General features: G+C 43.9%; 14 protein-coding genes and 1 pseudogene. All 15 read right to left on the minus strand.

Features of this window, described 5'->3' with window-relative positions:
- Window positions 1-2 precede the first annotated feature (2 nt).
- Complete coding sequence (locus QI63_RS02125) at window positions 3-5,813, minus strand: Ig-like domain-containing protein (RefSeq protein WP_044013462.1); 5,811 nt, start codon at window positions 5,811-5,813, stop codon at window positions 3-5.
- An 88-nt stretch (window positions 5,814-5,901) separates the two neighbouring features.
- A complete protein-coding gene (locus QI63_RS12375) occupies window positions 5,902-7,545 on the minus strand; it encodes a TraB/TrbI/VirB10 family type IV secretion system protein (RefSeq protein ID WP_158506657.1) in 1,644 nt (547 codons plus the stop codon).
- 20 nt (window positions 7,546-7,565) lie between these two features.
- Window positions 7,566-8,591: a TrbG/VirB9 family P-type conjugative transfer protein gene (locus tag QI63_RS02135; protein WP_081984375.1), complete on the minus strand. Its 1,026-nt coding sequence runs from the start codon at window positions 8,589-8,591 to the stop codon at window positions 7,566-7,568.
- Between the two features lie 20 nt (window positions 8,592-8,611).
- On the minus strand, window positions 8,612-9,340 hold the full coding sequence (locus QI63_RS02140) for a VirB8 family type IV secretion system protein (RefSeq protein ID WP_044013466.1): 729 nt from the start codon (window positions 9,338-9,340) through the stop codon (window positions 8,612-8,614).
- A 57-nt stretch (window positions 9,341-9,397) separates the two neighbouring features.
- The gene (locus QI63_RS02145) at window positions 9,398-11,341 is read right to left on the minus strand and encodes a type IV secretion system protein (RefSeq protein ID WP_044013467.1); all 1,944 of its coding nucleotides are present in this window, start codon (window positions 11,339-11,341) and stop codon (window positions 9,398-9,400) included.
- A 5-nt stretch (window positions 11,342-11,346) separates the two neighbouring features.
- A complete protein-coding gene (locus QI63_RS02150) occupies window positions 11,347-12,255 on the minus strand; it encodes a hypothetical protein (RefSeq protein ID WP_044013469.1) in 909 nt (302 codons plus the stop codon).
- A complete protein-coding gene (locus QI63_RS02155) occupies window positions 12,252-14,735 on the minus strand; it encodes a VirB4 family type IV secretion/conjugal transfer ATPase (RefSeq protein WP_044013471.1) in 2,484 nt (827 codons plus the stop codon). Before QI63_RS02155 ends, QI63_RS02150 begins: the two co-directional genes overlap by 4 nt.
- A gap of 97 nt (window positions 14,736-14,832) precedes the next feature.
- Window positions 14,833-15,135: an HU family DNA-binding protein gene (locus QI63_RS02160; RefSeq protein ID WP_044013472.1), complete on the minus strand. Its 303-nt coding sequence runs from the start codon at window positions 15,133-15,135 to the stop codon at window positions 14,833-14,835.
- Window positions 15,128-15,382 (minus strand): VirB3 family type IV secretion system protein, encoded by a 255-nt coding sequence (locus QI63_RS02165; protein ID WP_044013475.1) that lies wholly within the window; start codon window positions 15,380-15,382, stop codon window positions 15,128-15,130. The genes QI63_RS02160 and QI63_RS02165 overlap by 8 nt, the downstream gene beginning before the upstream one ends.
- Before the next feature lie 78 nt (window positions 15,383-15,460).
- Window positions 15,461-15,745: a hypothetical protein gene (locus QI63_RS02170; protein ID WP_044013477.1), complete on the minus strand. Its 285-nt coding sequence runs from the start codon at window positions 15,743-15,745 to the stop codon at window positions 15,461-15,463.
- A 28-nt stretch (window positions 15,746-15,773) separates the two neighbouring features.
- A complete protein-coding gene (locus tag QI63_RS02175) occupies window positions 15,774-16,193 on the minus strand; it encodes a hypothetical protein (RefSeq protein ID WP_044013480.1) in 420 nt (139 codons plus the stop codon).
- Window positions 16,194-16,420: 227 nt separating this feature from the next.
- On the minus strand, window positions 16,421-17,377 hold the full coding sequence (locus tag QI63_RS02180; RefSeq protein ID WP_044013483.1) for an ATPase, T2SS/T4P/T4SS family: 957 nt from the start codon (window positions 17,375-17,377) through the stop codon (window positions 16,421-16,423).
- Window positions 17,378-17,483: 106 nt separating this feature from the next.
- Window positions 17,484-17,864 carry a ribbon-helix-helix domain-containing protein gene (locus tag QI63_RS02185; protein ID WP_044013485.1) on the minus strand — a complete coding sequence of 127 codons (381 nt, stop codon included), beginning with the start codon at window positions 17,862-17,864 and terminating at the stop codon, window positions 17,484-17,486.
- On the minus strand, window positions 17,864-18,604 hold the full coding sequence (gene mobV / locus QI63_RS02190) for a MobV family relaxase (RefSeq protein ID WP_081984377.1): 741 nt from the start codon (window positions 18,602-18,604) through the stop codon (window positions 17,864-17,866). Before mobV ends, QI63_RS02185 begins: the two co-directional genes overlap by 1 nt.
- 261 nt (window positions 18,605-18,865) lie before the next feature.
- Window positions 18,866-21,040, minus strand: a pseudogene (locus tag QI63_RS02200) (type IV secretory system conjugative DNA transfer family protein).
- Window positions 21,041-21,067: the final 27 nt, after the last annotated feature.

A 21,067-nucleotide genomic window follows, 5' to 3' on the forward strand; every position in this document is an offset into this window, starting at 1 on the left:
ACTTATTGATTTTTTGTACAGGATCTTTGTTCAAAGTAAACTGGTATCTTTTGTGTACCGTTCTTTCCAAGGTGTGTATAGGTAACGGTGAGGTTTCCCGCAAATCCATTGGTTTTTATCTCCTTTGAGTCGACTGGTACCCGTTGGAAATTATGTAGATTCCTTTCAGGATATGAAACTCTGTTGATTTCGATATACTTAAAACCTTTGTTTTGATATTTTATCCACAAATGTTCGGGGGTATACCAGATGCTATTCTGTTTAAAATCCCTTTCTGAAACATAGTAAGGTGTACAAGGAGTAAGGGTAAATTTTACCATTTTATCGAAATTTCGATCAGGATAAAGCTTTTGCTTTTCATAGGTATTCGTTTCCATAAATTTACTATACCTTACCATATTGCTCGTATCGGTAATAGGGTTTACATCATCAATATAATGGTTAGCAGAAGGATCCCAGTTCATTGGGTGGTACTCATCTTGATACCATTTCCAGATAAGCTTATTGCATTCGATCCAATCATATTTTGAAACCCCATGGCTATCAACGCCTTGTTGCGGCCCTGCAATCCAGCACTTTACATCTTTATCGATAAGGTAGCGATACTCGAGGTAATCGGTCGGGTGCGAAAGCGTGTACATATCTGCATTACCGGAGGAATCTTCTTTGAGCGTTATCTCAGTACCATTCGCTGCTGTAAAGGTTGCATTGGTGACGGTAAGGTCGGCACGCGCTTTATCGGCAACGAGGCGGAACGTAAAGTCTTCCCCGTCGCCGATTGTGATACGGTTTATGCCTTTATCAAAGCGGCTGAAGGAACCGGTTTGCGTAATTTTTTCCGCAATTAGGTTTACCTTCGCGTAGCGTAGTTTTATCATGCAGCTACGGGTAGCAAAGGTATAGTCGTCTTTATGCGGATTTTTTGCAGTAACGGTAAGATTTGTCTCCCCTTCTTTTTTGGGGGTGATAAAGATTTTCTTTTTCTCTTTATCGACAATGAAACCTGCAATATCGGTGTCGCAATTGATTTCTAAGTCGGCGTCTTTCGGATTAACGGTATAGGGGATAACGAAGTCCTCCGGGCGTGCGGGGTTAATTTCCGGCTCGCTTATGATTGCAGATTTTCCAAGGGTCAAGGCATAATCCCATGCACAGACGATACGGATGGACGCCTTATTGCCGTATTGGGTAACACCGGTGAGGATACCGTTTCCTTCATTGCGGCCGGTAATGGTTACTTCTTTTTTAACGGTATCGACGGAGTAAGAGAAGGCATCATCCGAAGAGGTGCGCCATTCGACGGCGACATCGGAAGGAGAAACTTGATAGGTAAAGGTCTGTGTAGCGCCGGGAGCGACGCGGATACTTTGCGTTGAAAACTGTAAGTCTCTACTTGCTTCGACGAGGATTTCGCACTCTGCGACGCTGCCGTTCGGAAGTGTCGCACGTAAAGCGGACTTACCGGGTTTTACCGCATAGACGGCAACGGATTGTCCCTTGCCAAGCACATTTGCAATTGTTTCTCCATTATACTTTGCAATTGACCATTCAATCATCTTATAGTCGTTTGGTTTACCCCCCGGAATATTCGCCTTTACTTCAGTCTGAGAACCTGTCTCGAGGCGAATATAGGTTTTATTTAAGGTAATCTCTTGTTTATCCTTTCCGGGAACGATTATTTTTAAGACTAAATCCGACTGCGCTTTTTCGTGGCTGACGGTAACGGTGCATTCTCCTTGTCCGACCGCTTGTAAGACCGCTTCCGGCCCCATGGAAATGCCGGTAAAAGAAGCGGCGGCAAGCTTGACAATGGAAGGCTCAGAGCTTTTCCACTTTAAATTCTGCACGTCAACAGGGGTAATATTTTTCCCTTGAATATTCGCCGTAATGGTTTGCGTCGCTCCTTGTTCAATCATATAGACAGTTTTAGAGGCGGTGATATAGACCATATCGGGGTCGGCTTTTTCAATCGTTACCAGAATTTCGGCTTCTGCCTGTACGGCGCCGGTTTTAGTAGCGATAAGGCGTGCCTTTACTTTTGTAGAACCTTGTTTTAAGGCACTCAGCTGCGCAGTCTTATTCGTACCGGTTACCATACAGAGCGTCGGTTTTTCACTGATATACTCGATATGCGTTTTTATCGAAGAAGACGGGACTTTCATCGAAAGGAATTGCGTCTTTCCTTCGGTAAGGGTAATAAAGTCGGCAGCAAAGGCAAATTCGGTATATTCGCTGACGCGCACCTTAATTTCCTGTTCATAAGGTGCTTTCGGATGGGTGATATGGATGGTTGTTTCCCCTTCACCGATGGGGCGGATACTGGCGATATTTGCCGAGTAATTAAGGCTAATGACATCGTAGGTATCTGCCCACCATTTAAAGGCATATTTATCTTCAAGGGTACCGTTAATGAGAGTTGCCGTAATCGTTTTATCACCTTCCGACGGCTTCATCGTGATAATCGATTCACGGACGGAGATTGAACAATTCGTTTGAGGGGCTGCATCACAGAGAAGGAGAACGTAACACGGCTCTTCTGCTTTTGGGTGGCGAATCACAATGCGGGTCGAACCTGCAAGGAGTGCGCGCACCTTACATAAGGAGCCTTGTCCATACATCTGGGCGATAGAGGAATCTTCGATTGCCCAACTGAAATTCTGATTATCCGCTTCAATTCCTCCTTCAAGAGAGGCGGTAATGGTTTGCCATCCGCCGGGCACATTGTTTGCCCGTACAGTCAACGGAACAATGTTTGCCGGAGTGTCGATATACGGATGATTCTTTGCAAGGATAGGATCGACGCATTGGACGATAATTTCAAGCGGATAGATACAGTGGGTATTCGACACCGTAAGACGGGTGGTACCGATTTCATTGCCGTGGATAACGGCATTAGCGCCGGAACTTTGCTCGACAGTTGCAATTCCCTTATCGGCACTTTCCCACCGAAAGCCGTCAAGGATTGGAGCGTCACTATTGCGGACTGCAGCAGAGACATTTCTATTTTGCCCCTTGTAAACCGTTACGACATTGGTGTTGGTCGTAAGATAGGTAAGTCCTTTCAGCTCTTCCGGAGAGTTTGCAACAAGAACAAGAACTTTGCGGGAGAGGGGGCAGTGTTTATTTTTTACCTCGATCTGCGCCTGTCCTGCTTTTACCGGCGTTATAACGCAAACGCCTTCGTCGGTACTTGAAAGAGAGGCGATTTCAGGATGATCGATCGTAAAAGAAAAGCCGCCTTGAGCGCCTCCTGCATTGGTGAGAGTTGCCTTTAAGGTTGCCGGTTTTGCATCCTTTACGAGCGGTACCGTATCGGCACTGAGCGAAATAAAAGCCGTTTTAGGGTTATTGTGAATGTATTCACTTCCGACTTTGACAAAGAGGGTGAGTGTATTTTGGCTGTCTGGATGAGAAACGGTTACTTTCGTTTCTCCTTCCTGTAAGGCTGTTACATGAGCAGATGAGCCGTTCGGAGCGAGCGCGATGATGCCGGGCTTTTCGAGTGTCCACGTAATCGCCTGCTGTTTGATTTCACTCAGCGCGATGGCTCGCACCTGTAGAGCGCCGGTTTGTCCGGCTTTTGAAAGCACCAATACATTTTGGTCGGTGGTCAGATAGGGGGCTTGTCCTTGCACGGAAAGGTCGGCATTTTCAGGGTAAACGGTGACGGTGAGTTTTACCGGTTTAATCGTCGGAGTATTTTTAACACTCACCGTAATGGTTGTTGACCCCGCTTTTAAGCCGCGCAACTTTGCCATCGTATGCTGCACTTTGTGCGTTTGTTCATTGGTCGGGTTTTCGAGGGATATAATGCCGTTATCCTGTATTGTCCAAACGAGGGATTCGATTTCACTTTCCGATAATCCGTAATACGAGATAAACGCTTCCGCCTCCGCCTTTGCCCTTAGGCCGTAGGAATATTTATCAGCATAAAGGACTTTCATATTTTGAAGGTCTTGTTCTGAGTCTGCTGAAAGGACGGTAATTTTTTTATTTTCTTCGGCCTTCGGGTGGCTTACGGTAATAAAGGAAACGGTATTTCCGCTCGCCGTAGCTTTAATGTGCGCCTGTTCTCCGCTGCCGGTTACGGAAAGAGTTGTATCGTTACTTGACTTCCAGCTGATTTTCTCGTTATCGCTTTCTTTTTTCACAGTTCCCATCAGACGGACGGAAATATCTTTTTCCGCACCGTTTATCAGTGTTTCAAGAGAAGAGCCGGTAAAATAGAGGGGATCTTCAAGAACGGCATAAGAAGGAAGTACTTTTACGATAATATCGGTCGGGTACTTTACTTTCTTATGGGTAAGGGAAATCGTTGCCGTGCCTTCCTTCAACGGCGTGATCAGTGCTTTACCAAACGCATACGTAGGAGCTGCTGCACGGGAGATACTGGTACCGGTCGGCGTTTCAAGCTTAATAATATCAGCCTTACTTCCTTCAACGTCTTTTCCTGAAACCGTCCAGAGGAAATCCCGCTCATCCCCTTCTTCGCCGCCAAAAAGTTGAATATCAACCGGAATAGCGGCAGCGCCAACTTTAGTACGAATAAAGTTTTGAGTGGTAGTAATATAGCGTGAGGCATCAAGGGCATCGGCTTGTTGATTAATAACAGAGATAAACAACTCGCGTGGATATTGGGCTTGGGGGTGCGAAACTGAGATGCGGACGATACCGTTTGCCTTTCCCGAAAGATAGAGCTGGTCGACATGAGCGACGGATTCAAGGCAGGTATTTTCTTCGATGTTCCATACGAACGCATTGGTATCGTAAGAAGAAGACGCTGCCGGTAACCCTTTTAATGTCGCGGTAATTGTCTCTGTCGCCGTTCCTGAAAGCTCGACATAATTTTTTGTCAATTCGATATGCACGTTTTTAACGATTTCGACGGTACGAACGAGGATTTCAAGCGGATAGGCACTCTGCGGGTGAGAAACCTGTAGAAGGGAACTTCCCGCTTCGAGTGGCGTAAGAACAGCCTTATTGCCGTTCGTTTCGACTTTGACGCACGGGTTTTTACCGTCTTTGGTGGAAAGTGTCCAGCGATAACTTGCAGGGTTAACGGTTCCTTGCGGATTTTCAAGGTCGACGGTAATCGTACGTTGTCCCTTATCTTTTTGAAGGGTAACGACATTTTCTTGCGTGGTAATAAAGGTCGGCTTTTGATTATCGGCAAAGACGTAGACAAGCATCGTATAGGGATGTTCCGCCTTCGGGTGCGTTACTTTAATACGAGTATGTCCTTCTCCTTTTGTCTCGATGAGGGCAAACTGACCGTTCGGAATAACTTCAGCGACGGATGGATTTTCACTCGTCCAACGGAACTCACTGCCGTCTTCCGGTTGGCCTGCATAAAGGGAAACAGAGATACGCTCTTGGATAAAAGGTCTTAACGTTAATACTTTTGCTTGCGAATAAATGTATGGCGGACGGCTATAGCCTTCTGCATATCCGTCGACGGTAATAACAAGGTTGGTACTTAAAGAACCGTTTCGAGCTGTCAGCACGGTACGGCCAGCTTTCAGCGCTTCGATAACGACGCCATAGTTATTCGTTATCACTTTAATAATCTTTTCATCATACTCAAACGTAATGTTGGCATTGCGCTGTTTTTCCCGTGGGGAAGCGGTGAGCTTTACGTGTTCCATACCGCCTGCTTTCATTTGCAGTATGGGTTTTTCCCATTCGAGTTGATTGAGCTCGATACCACTTCCTTTCGATGTATCGGGCTTCATAAAGAGCGAACAAGCGCTGAGCTGTAGGGCAACGAGCAGTGAAAGCGCTTTCCAAAGTGGGGTGATGCGGTGTTTCATCATTTTTTTCTCCTTCATTAAAAATGTATGCGAGGAGGAAAACGCTCCTCGTTATAATTTGATAATGTCATAACATTAGCAATCGAGCACATTAATGGCGAATGTATCGGCGTGTAACTGCCGGGGACTCAACCGGCGGGAGCGCGAGGTTTGCGTTCGTTAAAACATTCACACTCTCACCGGGAGCGATAATAATGGTTGGCTGAATATCAAGGGCACGGTCGATAATCTTATCAGTGAGCCGCTTTGTTGTATCATAGGCGCTATTAGTCGCACTATTAAGGTATGGATTTTGCGGTAACTGCTCGACTTTACGAGCCGTCTCTCCGAGTCCGACCGCGGTTGTTAAAAGCATACCGCCTAAAAATGCCCATATATGATGGTCAACCTTTCCGCGTACTCCCGCATAGCCTTGTGCATCAGCTCCTTGCATATTGCCCAGTTCCATCATAAACCCGTCAGGTCGAATGAGTGTTTTCCATGCAATCTGTACCCTGTTTTGTGCATAAGAGACGGATGAATTATAGGAGGCAAAAAGAAGTGTTCCTTGCGGGATGAGCAAAAATTGACCGGTTTGTGAAGAATATACGTTACTCGTTACCCGTGCGATAATGTCTCCGGGTAAATCGGTGTTAATGCCGGTAATAAGAACCGCGGGAATAATCGTACCTTGAAAAAGGGAAAAGGCAGAAAGGAATTGTCCGGCATCGCTTGTTCCTTTTCCGCTCGTATAAAAGTTTTCCTTGCCGCTTTGGTTATTCTGAGAATCATAACTATTGATAAAGCCGCCGCGTAAGCCTTGCTGAGAAAGGATTTGCTTCATTAAATCTTCTTTTGCAGGCAGTCCGAATTGTGCATACGGGTTTGTTTGAGAAGCAGCTATTGCGGAATCTGTGCCACTTTGATAGGAGCCTTGTGCAGCACTCTGTGCTGTTCTTCCAGTGGGGGTTAAGCCTTTAATCCCTTGGATTGGTTTTTGAATTGCGTTATTGCGCGTATCAGGCCTTTTTGATCGCGAAGCTCCTCCTCCTGCCGTACCTTGATAGGTATAAGTATTTTGTTCGGAAGAGGCGACAGGCTCCTCGTAATAATAGGGACTCGTGTTATCGGGAGGATCTTCTTTTGCAAGGGTTTCAGAAAGGGCGGTGTTTTTCTCTCCTTCTTTTTCATTTCCTTGAGAGAGCGGAAAGTCCGGGACATAGCGTTCTGATGCTTTTGCAATGGTTTTCTTTTCTTCCGGTTTTTTCCGAAATGAAGTGAAAAAGATAAAGATAGAGAAAACAGCGAGAAATAAAATGCCCATAACAGTAAAGATCAATTGGCGGTTCAGTTTTAACGCACTTTTACCGCTTGAGAGAGCCTGTTGCGCGGAGTATTTTTCATCTGCATGGACAGCCTCGCTCGATGCTTCTTGCATTTCAGCAGCTGCTTCCGGTACTGGATTTTGCGTATCGAACGCACCTTGTGCATCGTTACCACTTTCATCAGAATCGCTTACTGGGATTTCACCTGCTCGTTCGTAATCGGATGAAGCGGCATTTTCTTCATCTCCAAAAAAGTCCGCAATAATTTCATCGCCATTTGTCTGTTCGCCGTATGGTGAGCTCTTTTCATCACGAAGTGCCGGTTTTCCTGACAGCTCATCGTTCGTAACCGGCGCTCCTCCGGTAAACTCATTGCCGGTATCGTTTTCCGCTCCTTCAAGAACGTCGTCAAAGCCGAATATATCACTCATATACTTCATTTCTCCCTGCATTATTTACTTTTGCTTTTGAGCTTTTCAATGATGACTTTCTCTTTATTAAGACGGAGCGTTGCTTTGGTAATGAGCTGGTCGATAATAAAAAGATTACCCTTTACGCGATAATTGATAATGTTTTTGTCTTCAGCAAAAAGGGCGGGCAGCTGTCCGTGCAGTACCTGCTCGTCTACTTCGATATACGTTTTTGCTCCGTCATCGTAGATACGAATAGGGATAAAGGCCGGTTTTTTAAATGGTGAATACTTGATTTTATAATCGAAGGATAAAAATTCAGGAGAAGTACCGCTTAAAACGCTTTTAACGGAATTAACCGCATTTTCAGATTTTGCCATCACGTATGGCATGGAAGGCGGATAATTCCACTGCACCATCGCCATGTAATCGTCTTTGTAACTTCTCAACTGGAGATGATATATCCGTCGGTTCGTGATAATAATCATGTTACTTGCGAGCTTTGAATATGACGGCTTTAAAAAAAAGTGCTGAACATCAACTCCTCCTTTTTTACTCACCCCCGCTCCAATCTGCCATACGTCCGGCTCAGAAACAAAAGGGGCTTCCCATACCTCCTCTCCCGGTTCAAGTTCAATATCGGTGATATGGTATGGTTTACAGTAAATTTCGTAAACGAAGCGCTCATCGTAATCATAGAGCATCTTTGCGCCTGAATATTTTTCAGGCATCCGTAAGGCGCCATCGATTGCCGCCTTTGCTGCAGGAAGTCCTTTTTGAACATTTTCCCGTGCAAGCGGATCATTTTTTGCTTCAGCCGGCCGGTACACGGGCTTTTCAACATAGACAACCGTTTTTGCAACATCAACTTCTTTTTCAAGAAGTTCAACCAAATGCTTTTCATCTTCGCGTTCGATTGCTTTTTCTTCCTCTTCACGCGTCTGCGCATTTCCTTCACTGACACGTTCTGCCGGAATCGGTTCATTGACCAAACGGGTTGTCATACAGCTCGTTGCCATGAGGGCAGCAATAAAAAAAACTGAAATATAATACTTTTTATCCATCATAAACTCCTTATGCAAAAAAATTACTCTTTTGAGCTTTGAAGCACGTTGACTTCGGTAATGTCAAAATCGGTAATATAAATACCGAGCGGATTTATTTTTTCTTTTCCTTCAGGCGGCTGCATACACGCCATACTGATAACAGCACGGTAGCGGATGCGTGAGGTAATTTGCCCTGCAAGGGTGGTGGTGTTTTGGATATAATCGATTTGATAGGTTTGCGGAGAAAGCTTTAAGGTGCTTTCAAGAAGGATATTTTTCTTTGCCTTCCCGAAAAGCTCAAACGGATGCTTGTCACGTAAGAGATTTGAGTATTTACTGGCAGCCGTTTCGTTTAACATCGCATAGCAGTGTGCAATGTTTGCTTTTATAACCGCGCCGTCGGTTGAAAGCGTTCCTGTGTAGGTGATAAAGTCTTCAAGCTGCCGTCTAATGGCGACTTCAGGTACTTTGATGTTTCCGTACGACAGGTGTGAAATATCACCGACATACTTTGCTTCTCCGGTTTCAGAGACGGTGATCACAAGCGGTACCGTTGCAGGTCTCGTAATGGCATAAAAATTAACGCCGACAGAAAGAAAGAAGGCAAGTATTGAGCAAAGCGCAACGAAGCGCCATGCAATATTGTGTTCATTTTCTGCGCCGATAAGTTCATCGTAATGACGCAAGCCTACTTCAACACCTTTTTTATTAATGTTCCGGTTAAATGGTGTGGTATTAGGCCCTTTCGGTAAATAAAATTTACTTCCCATAGTAGTATTCCTTTTTATTCTCCTTAAGAAAAAATTTTTTCTCTTTATAATCCTCTATTACGGAGCCGGAAGGCGCGGCTTCGGTTCAGGTAACGCTTCACGTGAAGGTTCAGGAAGCCCTCTTTGTTCACGGGCTTGCGGTAACGTGATGGTGCTTTTGGTATTTTGTTGCGGTGGAGGCGGCGGTGTGTTTTTCGGTGCATACGCTGCACTCATTGCAGATCCTTGAGCCGTACCGGCATTTTGCCGTTCCGCTAAAAATTCGGCTGCGGTAAGCGAAGCCCCTGTCTCAGGATTTTTTGCATATTTAAACGAGCTATGATTAGCGTCAGGCTGCTTGACGGTATCCATGGTACTTCCGTCTTTACCGCTATAGCGGTTTACAAAGCGGGAGCCGCCTCCTGTAACTCCTCCGCCATTACCGCCTGCAGAACCTTCGGCATGAGAGAGCCGGTGAGCCATACTCTTAAAGCCGGTTTTAATATGGTTTCCAACTGATGCTCTGTAGGCTCTATTACCAACGGCTGCTGCTTCATCGGCGCTATATCCTTTAGCGCGTAAATCTTGTACGGCCGCTTGTTTTGCCGCTTTCGCTTCTGTCAGCATTCCTGCTCCTGAAACGACTGCATTCGTCGTCCCGCCGATAAGCGCTGCGCCTCCTTGTTTCATAATCTGCGCTCCCTTACCGGTAACGGCAGCAGCGGTAACGGCAGCTCCTCCGAGCGCCGCGCCTGTTCCAACGGCCTGCATAAACTCTCCCATCGAAAGCTGCGGGTTTCCCGTTAGAAGTGTCATTGCAATCTGCGGCGCATTTTGCGTTAACACCCAGCTGATAATGATCATAAACGCGATGTAGGCAAAAACCGTCCAATCAAGCGGGCTTGTCTCTCCCATTTGTGTTCCTGCAAGGTAGAGGTACTGGTAAAAGACAAAGAAAATACACAACGTCATCACTAAAAGCTTAATGGCAAAGCCGGTGAGGGCGGGAATAATTTTTTGAGCAAAACTTTTTGTTCCGTCAAACAGTACAAACGGCACGAATACAATGCCGATACTTGCAATAATGGAGTATTCCAAAATGCACATAACGTATTGAATAATAGCAAAAATAGAGCCGACGATAAGACAAAGACAGCACAACCACGTAAGAAGCGTGTTTCCGATGTCGCCCATCGTTAAATGAACTATGCCGATATTATTCATCGAAAGCCAACCGGCATCTTTTTTTCCTTCTTCCATTTTAACGGTGAGGTAATCCATCTGACGGCTATTTAAAATATTTGCCGTTAAAAGTGCGATTCGTAAAATCGCATTCGGGGAAACAAAGGAACTTGCAACGCTGCCTTTCCTTTTCATCATAACATCAAGATAATATCCTTTGATGAGGTTTCCGTTTTTATCTTTATAATAGGTAGGTTTTAATACGGCGCTCACTGCTTCAATCGTTTTTTCTGCCCATTCGCGGTTTTCCTCCGTAGTACGATATTTATTAACTGCATTGACGTATTGTTCTCTCCCTTGAGAATCAATGACATCTGATCCTACAAGCGGCGATCCGTTTATGTGAGTGTTTTTAAGGCTTTTCATTTGCGGTATTGCCGTGACGCTTGAGGCAGCTGTATTATTTCCGCCTGCTTCAAGAGATTCTGCAATCTGTAAATCATGTTCGGCTTTCTTTAATAACGTTTCGAGGTTTGTTTGAATAACATTATCCCCGTCTCCAGCTCTCACTCCCCATTTCGTTACGGTCTTGGCAAGGAGGGTAACCCCCGGATGATAGATTGCAAGAATAAAGAAGAACAGGGCAAACTTAAAAAAGAGTCCTTTCAAGGCTTTTTCCGTCGAAACGGATGCAAACATCAGCTGTATTGCCGTCCAGCCGATCCCGACGAGAGCAACGATGTAGCCGAGCCGTTTTGCAACAGTGAGAAAGTAATAAAAGATGCTCGAAAAATATTCCATCGCATCGAGAAATGGAACATCAATCCAATTATAATTCATTCCTTTTATTTATCCTCACTTGTGGTAACAAACATACTGGAAGGCGTCCCTCGTTTTTGCGCCTCATTGATGGTATTTGCCGTATCGCGAGCAATGTCTTGTTGCGTTTTTTCTCTTTGGGTATGGGTTGCATACAGCGTTCCGATTTGACTTAAATTCGTATTGAGCGTATTTACCTGCTCTCCAAGCAATTTCAACATTGCTGCAATCTGCTGTAAAAGTTCCGTCGGGTTTTTACCATTCATCGCAGCAGCAAACACGTCTCCATATTTTTTTGTCGTCGATTCAATGAGTGTATCCGTATTTTCATCAAGTCCTGCGGCAATCACCCGATCGGCTTGCTTTCTCAAAAATTTTTCCGTCTCTTTGACAAAAACAAAGTTCTCGGGACTGATACCGTATTTGCTCCAGATTGCACGCTTTTCTCTTTCGCTCATTTTTCCGGTGAAACCACGTACCGCGCGGCTCATTTGCTCATTACTCATCCACTCAGCGCCATGCTCAACAAAACGCAAAATATTTTTATTTACATCTCCGGCACCGACTAAATCGGCAATACTGTAACTTACTCCTCCCAATCGAATGTTTTGACTTTGGAGCGCTTCTTTCATGTTCCGTAAGCCTGCCAGCTGCCGGTTGACCGCAGCTCCGGCATTACTAATTTCATTACGGAAATCCCAGTCTCCATCCCATTTCAGTTTTGAAAAATCCCATGTCTTTGCCATCTCGTATGCATGTTGCAGCTGCTCGTACTGTGTCTTGAGCTGTTGAACCGTATTCATCAGTTGATCGTACGTTGCATAAAGGGTATCGATAGCCGTTAACCAATTGTTCGGATCAAAAACCGCCATTTGCGCATGGGTATGAGCTGCGAAAAGAAGAATGGCAAGAATAATACACTGTACTTTTTTCATAGTAAGCTCCTTTCATTCAATAATTCAGTGAGTGTTTGCTGATCAAAAAAATGAGTAAATGGGATTCCACGATGTTTTAATATTTCAAAAACAAGATACCGTTTTGAATTCCTTCCGTACTTTTGCTCAAGTAAATCGAGGTAGGCATGGTCGCTTGAAAGAATCGCAAGCTGTCCTTTTTCGAGATTAAGATTAAACATACGTGTTCCGAGCGAAGATTTATAAAAATAATCGCGCATCGGCTGTGCCTTTGAAATCGTATAAATTTCCGCATCGGTTAAGCCGAAATAGCGATACGCTTCTTTTTGAATAGCATCCTGTGCGCTGCGGTCTGCAAGATAGACTTTCGTCAGGCACGACTGTACAATTTCAGGCGCGATACTTGATCGGCGAGCGGCTTCTACCTGCTGCGTCGCAAAAACGACAAACACATTGTCCTTACGGCACGTTAAAAGCCACTCTTTGATACGAGTCGCAAAAACGGGATTATCAAGATACAGCCACGCTTCATCGAGAATTAAAAGGGTGAGTTCTTTTTTCCGTTTCGGTTTTGCATTCGTTCCTTTCCAAATACGTTCGATGTATTTAAATAAGAAAACGAGTGCAGGGCGAACCGCCTTTTCAGATAAATCCATAAGGGAGCCCATCTCTATCATTGTCCACTTTGAATACGGAAGCGACGTCTCCGATTCATCAAAGATATTGCCGAACTGCCCTCCTTTCAGGTACGGACTTAAACCGGCTTTAATGTCGTTTATACCAGTGGAAGGATTAGTGTAGCTCACATAGGTGGTAAAGGTGGTGAGGGTACGATCTTCAAGCGGAATATCTTTCATGAGCTTGAGCGCTTCGGTAATGGCGTTCCGCATTGAAGCATCAACGGCAACCGCCTGTTCGCTTAAAAGTACTTCGATAAAACTTGCACACCATAAAATATCTGACGGGGTAGTAAGGTCTGCAAGCGGCTGAAAGCCGATGTCTCCGATACCGGGCTCTGCATAGACGCCGCCTGCGGCCATCGTAACACTGCGTGCACTTTTGCCCTTATCAAATATGATAACGTTACTATCAGGATACTTTAAAAATTGAATGGCAATGAGTGCTAAGATTGTCGATTTTCCCGATCCCGTCGGCCCGAAAAAGAACGTGTGTCCGACGGTACCGACATTTAAGTTAAAGAAAAACGGTGTTGCATAATTACTCGAACAGGTTAAAAGAGGCGATGCACATCCTGAAATACTTTCGGTAAAATCATTATGGATAATCCCTGTCCACACGGCAGAAAGCGGAATGATATGGGCAAGATTCCCGCTTGAAATTAAGGGGCGGCGGATATTCGCATAGACATTACCCGGCATCATCGAAAGAAATGCTTCGAATGCATTGGCCGTCTCTTGGATGCTGTTAAACATACAAGCGGCTATTTCACCTTCCAAAATACGCGCTTTCTCTTCCGCTTTCTCAAGATCGCAATCCCATACGGCGAGTGTCGAGGTGTAATAGCCGAACCGGTATAAGTCTGTCATCGCCTCTACCTGTGCAGCCGAAGCATCTGCTTCAAGGGCAACCGAACCTTGATTTACACGGCTTGATTCGTGCTTTTCGGTGTACTCAGTCATAATTTGCTTCGCACTTTTTCTTCCCCCATGAAAACGTCCCTGCCACTTGTCGATTTCTTTTAATCCGTCTTTTTTATCAAGACAGATAAAGCGGGTTGACCAGCGGTATTCAATGCCGGTGCGATTAAGCCGGTCAAAAATGGCAGGATACGTTTCTTGCGGGAAATCTTTAATTGTGATAACCGGCACGTAATAGTCTCCGAGCTTTAATGGAATCGTGTTTTCGATATTTGAATCGGTAATAATCTTATCCAAAAACAAAAGGTACTCAGGGGCTTTTAACGGATGCCATTTCAGTGAAACGGACGTGTGAAGATACGTAAGCATTTCATCGGAATTGAGCGGTTCAATAACAAGCGCGCGCTTGAGCGTGTCTGTTATTTTACTCGTTACCGATTGAAAACTTTTTATCTCCCCCATAATTGCATCGATGTTGAGCGTGTAACTTCCTTTGTTTTTATCTCCTCCGGAAAAAAAGAAGCGAGTACTGCTTCGTTTTAAATCAGAGGGCAGTTCATACGTAAAGGAAAGGTAATATGAAGAAGCAAAATGCGTATTTTCCTTACCGGCTGAGTATATGCCTTCCCGTATTTTATCGATAATGTATGCTGCAGGATTGTCAAACTGCGCTGAAGGATACACGGTTGTTTTATACCGTTGCGCCTCAAGTTGTACCGCCCACCTTCCGCCGAGCTGTTTTACAGCGTCATTAAAAAGTGCCGATACTCCTGCAATTTCTGCCGCTGATGCCGATTCAAGATCCGGCCCTGAAAAGGCAAAGCTTTGTAACAGTGCTCCATTCTTTAAAAGAACGAGTCCATCTGCTAACAGTGTCGCCCATGGACACCATGAGGAAAACATATTTTTTCTTTCTTTGTACCTTTTTAAGTCGAACCCTTCAATAAACCGGCGTGGTTTAAAAAGGCTTTTTAATAGGTTTTTCGTTTTTCCACCTCCATTATTTTTTTCTTAACTGTGTTCGTAATGAATGGGCACTTGTAAACTGAAGAATCGAAACTTCTTTTTCCCCTATGTCTTGCCCTGACTGAAAATCTCTACAATGCCGAAATTTCCTTTTTTTCACCTGGAATCGGCCAATGCCGTGGATATACACAGACTTTCCTTCAAGGATTTTTTCACGGAAAAAATCCCGTAAGTATTGGCAGCTATAGAGCGCTTCCTGTACGCTTATCCTGCGCTCTTCGCTTAAAGCGAGTGCGAAATCGTATTCACGCAGATCTTCGCCTTCTTCTTTATCCATAGTAAATATCCTGTTGCAAAACCGAATCAAAAAGAATATCCAATAAATATGGATCATTCTTTGCGAGTAATCGCATGAGAAAAAAAAGTGCCGCTGAAACGATTAAAAACCACGCGCCGGTAATCTGTATCATGACCACCGTAACAATTAAAAGAAGGATCGCCGCTTTTGTTCCGATACCAAAAAGCATATCAACCTGTATGAGGCTTCTATGAACCGGTATTGCATAATCACTGATCATTTCCATTTTTTTACACTCCTCATCTTACGAGTATGGAGCGCATTGACGCTTCAATACGCTCCGTTTGTTTCATATCACAGAGGTTTAAAAGATGCCGTTATCGGCTTCTTCACTTTCAAAACTCATCTCACTCTCAGCTTCTCCTTTTTTCTTTACCGGAAATTTCGATACCAAAACCGAATCGCTATATTTCCCGTTTGAAAAATCAGGAAGCCCTGAAAGGGCGATGAAGCGGTCAAGAATGATAAAACGTTTTCCGGTTTCATCTTCCATTTCACAGCCAATCCGTTGATACTGTGTTTTTTCTTTTCCGTCCTTATCTGTGTATTGCCGTATCGCAACACATAAATGGGTTACAACTTTCGCCATATTCTTTTTTCTCCTTACCTATAGTCTGTTATGCAACAAGCAGCGATACCGCTTGTACTAAGCCTCCGAGCTGGTCGGCGATATTTTCGTTTCCGTTGAAGAAGAAATTAACAATGTCTCCGGCACTCATAAGTAATAAAACGCCCATCATCCACGGAATGTATTTTTTGATAAGCCCCGGCTCGTCACGACCGACAGTAATTGCCCGTATACAAATAATGATAAAAGCTACCGCGCAGAGGGCTTTCATCCAAAAACTCGTAAAGATGCCCAAAATCAATCGAGCATAATCATCAAGCTTTCCAATGCTTCGCCCGCTATCTGCATAGGCGCATACAATTGAGATGAAAAAAACAATACAAAATGCGATTATTTTTTTCCCATTCCCTGTCCGTTTAGAGGACAGCTTTGTGCTGTGTGAAAGTTTTTCACGCACTTTCTTTTTCATGTAACACTCCTTAAAATTACAGCGCGCGATATACTGCAATGATATTGATGTTATTACATCAATATCATTGCAAAAACGTGCTGTTTATCGACACATTGAATACTTCATTGATATGAAGCTCCGCCGCCGTCATCTACCCATATACCTACCACATCTGTGATAGCGCAGACTTTATTACCGTACAGTCTATAATACTATAATATATTGCGGTTATACCATCAATAGCATCATGAAGAAATGCGCTGCATTTCCTTGATGTATTCATCAAGTCCGCTTATCGACGTATCGAGTATTTCGGTGACCTTTGGTCCCGTTTCCGTTGCAGTCAAATGCACACATACGTGTATTGCATCCGATACAGGAGGTAATGAGCCAATAATGACTTCCCGTAAAAGCCCTTGAATACGCGCAAGCATGAGCGGTGCGCTTTCTGCATGAATAGTCGTAGCATTTCCCGGATGCCCGGTCTGCCATGCCTTCAAGAGCTCATTAGCGACACTGCCGTAACGTAATTCCCCAAAAATAATACGGCGCGGCTTCATACGCATTGCCGAGGCGATTGCTTCGGAAGCTTCCTTTGAACTTGTCAAAAGAAAATACGCATCATGTGCCGTACACTGTAATTCAGGGACATCTTCAATAATGAGAAACCGGTCATCGGGCGTGTATTCCACCATCTTGTGTAACACGGCATTTAAAAATGTGCTTTTTCCGCTTCCGGTCGCTCCTCCGACCATAATGTTTTTTCTCGCTTTAATTGCTTTTGTCACTACGTCATACTGTTCATCCGTCATAAATGCTTGATCAACATACTGCTCAAGCGTAAATATTTTTTGCGCAGGACGGCGGATATATACTTGTGTCCGCTTTGTCCACGGAGGAAAGACCGCTTGGATACGTGCATTGTAATGAGGAATAACACCTTCAAGCGTTGGAATACGCGAGTTTTCAATCTCTTTATGGAGAACCGTCGCAAGACTTCGCGTAATCTGCTGTGTCTGTCCTTCCGTAAGATATATTCCGGTAAATTCTTTTCCTTTACAAAATTTTTCTATGACAATTTCCCCATCGGAAAGGGTTGCAATATCGGTGACTTCACTGTCAGCAAGATAACACTCAAGCGGCTGTAAATCCCGCATAAGGTTATCATATTGTCGTTTTAATCGAATATCATCATCGCTCATACTGTCTATTCCTGGTTTTCTTCCACTGCATTGCTTTGTTCAAGAAAATCTTGTAAAAAATTTTCTATCACTGACGGCTGCCGGTACATTCTTTGGGTGAAACTTTTTAAAAGGTCATTACGTCGTTTGACAGCGATAGATCCAATCTGTTTTTTTCTTCTGCCGTTTTATCGAAATAATCGACGTAATTGGCAAACTGTGGAATAAGAGAATAAAACCATAGCTCCCGGTGAAAATCGACCTTTTTTTCAAGAAAATAAAGGAGACTTTTCACTTGAGAAATTGCATCATAGAATAAATTTTTATCATTCACTTCTTGCGTAACATAGAGTGCAAGTGCATCACGAACAATATCGGAAAGCGACTGACGCTGTTCTTTACTTTTTAGCTGCAGCAGTTCATACAATTTTTGATCAACGCGTGTAGCAATAAACCGCCCTTTTCTTCCTGAAAAAGCTGGCACTGATGGTTTATTTGTCTTTTTCATCAAATACTCCTCTTATTCCTCATCTTCTCTCCCAGCTCCTTGCCCCACTCCTCATACTCTGTCTGACTTTCGAGTAGTTTTTTCTTTGGCGGAGTTATTGCCTTGTCCAAAGCCTGCACCTTACCGTAAAACTGCTTTATCGTCTGATGTCTTGCTTTCGAGCCTTTCACACCTCTATCAAGACCGAACGACTTCCCGACGGTTTCCGCAAAGCTATCTTGTAACCCGCTCATCTTCTCCTTTCCGCCAAGAAAATGCCGACAGTTGAGCTTTCCCTTTGGATCGATTGGCACGAGGAGTATCGATGTATGAGGAGTGGTCTTGTTATAATGATGCGTGATGAGAAAAATGTTTGATGCACCAAATACTTTTTTAGCCCATTCGTCACAAGCGTTAAGATATTCATTCGCCTTTATTCTTGTGAAAACTTCAGGACTTGCCGTCATCATCAGCTCAACTGCTCGCACCCCATTCTTCCTCACCCTTTCCGGAAGCTGCTTGCGATATTCTGCCATCGCTCTGTCTCTGCATTCTTCCTTCGTACCTTTCCAGCAACACCAGTTATCCGGTGTTTTTTGTTCATCAGCATTTAAGGTCTCGCGAGTTCTCAAAGCATGAGAGACACTCGCCCCAACATTCTGGTCAGTCTTGAGCTTCTTTGTTCTCATAATGCAAAACTGTGCCATCTGATTCCTCCTTAAATCAAACCAGAATACTAGAACTCCAACTTTCTCTTTCATTTGTTCGCAAAAAGTCTTCTGGCAATTGTGGCGATTCGTATTTTTAATCGTTCAAAATTTGACAGCTTTTGTTTTCTGTGACGAGGTTTTTTTATTAGCGCTTTTTCCTGCGTATTGGGGTCTTTCGTTTTTGGTATTAGTACACGAGTTAGCTCATTGCGGACAATTTCAGAAACGGAAACGCACCGCATTTTGCTCTTTATCAATAAAATTTCATACAGTTCTCTGTCAACTCTGATAGAGAATTTCCATTCTTTTCGTTTAGAAGACCTCATGATCTTGATTCTCCCATTCATTTTCACTCTCACCGGCTATTTGTAATTCCAGTGTGCTAATTCTCCTTTTTAATTCTTGGATACACGGATCGGAAGGGTCGCAAAAATGCCGTTCCCCTTCTTGCGGAAGCGGTTCAAGAAAATCGGCAAGTGTTGCGTTTTCCATCGTCGCTTCTCCGACATGGATATCCTGTCCGCTCATTAAAAAAAGCGGTGTATCTTTTTGCATGGCTTTTTCAACTTCAGCTGACCGTGCTAAAATATCGATTCCATTGTTAGATGGGAGTTTTACACATTCGCTTAAAAGCTCTTTCCTCTTTTGCGGCGCACTCATATTGGCACGGTCTTTAAAACGAGGACTGTCAAAGTAGACAACTTTCTTTCCGATATACGGCATACCATTGTTAATTAAAAGAAGTGAATTCCAATCAAGTTTGGTAAGCTCATCCGGATTCATTAAGTCCCGCTGTATCTCTTGTGCGGCAAGGTTGCGGTTATCAAGCGGGCCGAACCTCCTTCCCGATTGTGAAATGTTTTCATGCACAACCGATTCTTTACCGAGTAAGTCAGTAAAGACTTTTGCATCACTGGGCTTTCTCGGCCTGAAAACAATCGTATTTTCACAGTGGTCTAAAAATGGATGTTCCTGTCCATATAATTTCACAAGTTGATTCATTGCCTGGCAGATGATTAAGAAACGTACCCCATAACCTGCAAGAACACCCATCGTTTCTGCAAGAAACGGGAAATAGCCGAGTATCGGAAACTCATCAAGGATAAAAAGTAAATCTTCAGAAAGCTTAACTGCTCCATACTGTGTTTCCCCTTCAGAAAATTTCCTGAGCATAAATTCAATGAGTAAGCGGAATACCGGTGCGATCCGTTTAATATGTGCATATGGAACGGTCAGATATAATGATATTGGGGTCTTCGTTGAAATAAAATCTTCAATTGAAAAATCACTTGCGCACGTCGCATTTTCAATAAGCGGATCTTCAAACAATTGCAATTTTGAAAAACACGTTGAAAGAACGTCTGCTTGGACTTTCGGATTTTTTGAAAGCCTGCTTGCGCATCCGGCGATTGTCTTACAAGCACTTTTATTGCCGCTGTGCCTATCTTTAAGCATCGCCTCAACAAGCGGATTTTTAATATCGGTTTCCGTTTGTCCTTGTGAGAAAAAAGCATTTGACTCCGATATGAGCCGTAACACGGTGGTGAGATTTTTTGCAGGGTATTGATCAGAATATTTTACATGCAAAATGACACCGGTAACAAAATCTTTGGCGCTATTATTAAAGAATTGTTCCGTCCCTGAATCTTTGGCACTATCACTTGCGAAAAGAATATCGGCGATGAGGTTCGCATCGCTATACATAAAGTCTCCGTCCCGTATCTCATCGATAATATTGATCCTCAGCGTATCACGTGAAATGGGAGAGAATTTAAGGCAGTGTGAAAATTGCTTTCGAAAACCTGCCGTAATATTCTAGTTTTCTCCCTTAGGGTCAAAGACAATAACGCTATGCGGGTAGTTCAATAGTGTTGGGATAATAACGGATACGCCTTTTCCACTCCGCGTTGGAGCGAGGCAGAGGGTGTTGGTTTTCCCCGAATGGCACAAGAGCCTTCTGCCTTCGGATATTGTTTTAAGGCGTACGGCATCATCTTTTGCATTGTACTCGGCACTGATTTCAGCATCTGCTGTCTGCCCGCATACGACGCCGGTTTCACGAAACATCCCTGCATTTTTAAGGTCTTTCTCTGTTGCCCATCGCGCCGTTCCATAAAGATGTTCTTCCTTTTGCCGTAACGAGCGAATGACATACAGAATAATAAAACCGATCGCGATTGCTGTTCCAATGAGCGCCGGCTTTATTGAGCGGAATAAATACACATCAAAGCCGGGACGAAGAAAGTATTTGATGAAACAGCCGAAGTACACAAACGGATTATACACCGGATATCCTGAAGGAAAACGAAATAACGGATACCTGACAATATGAGGATTATAGCGCATAAGGTGTGCGAAAACTTGTGTACTCCACCAAAAGCCGCCGACTACGGTGATAACCGGAATAACAAAATTAAGGATATCCATAATGACCGTTATTTTTTTTCGAGTCGGCTTACCTCGTATAAATTCACTTTTCTTACTCATCTTTTGCTCCTTTCATTTTCATATAAA

It is taken from the genome of Treponema sp. OMZ 838 (assembly GCF_000775995.1).
Taxonomy (GTDB): domain Bacteria; phylum Spirochaetota; class Spirochaetia; order Treponematales; family Treponemataceae; genus Treponema.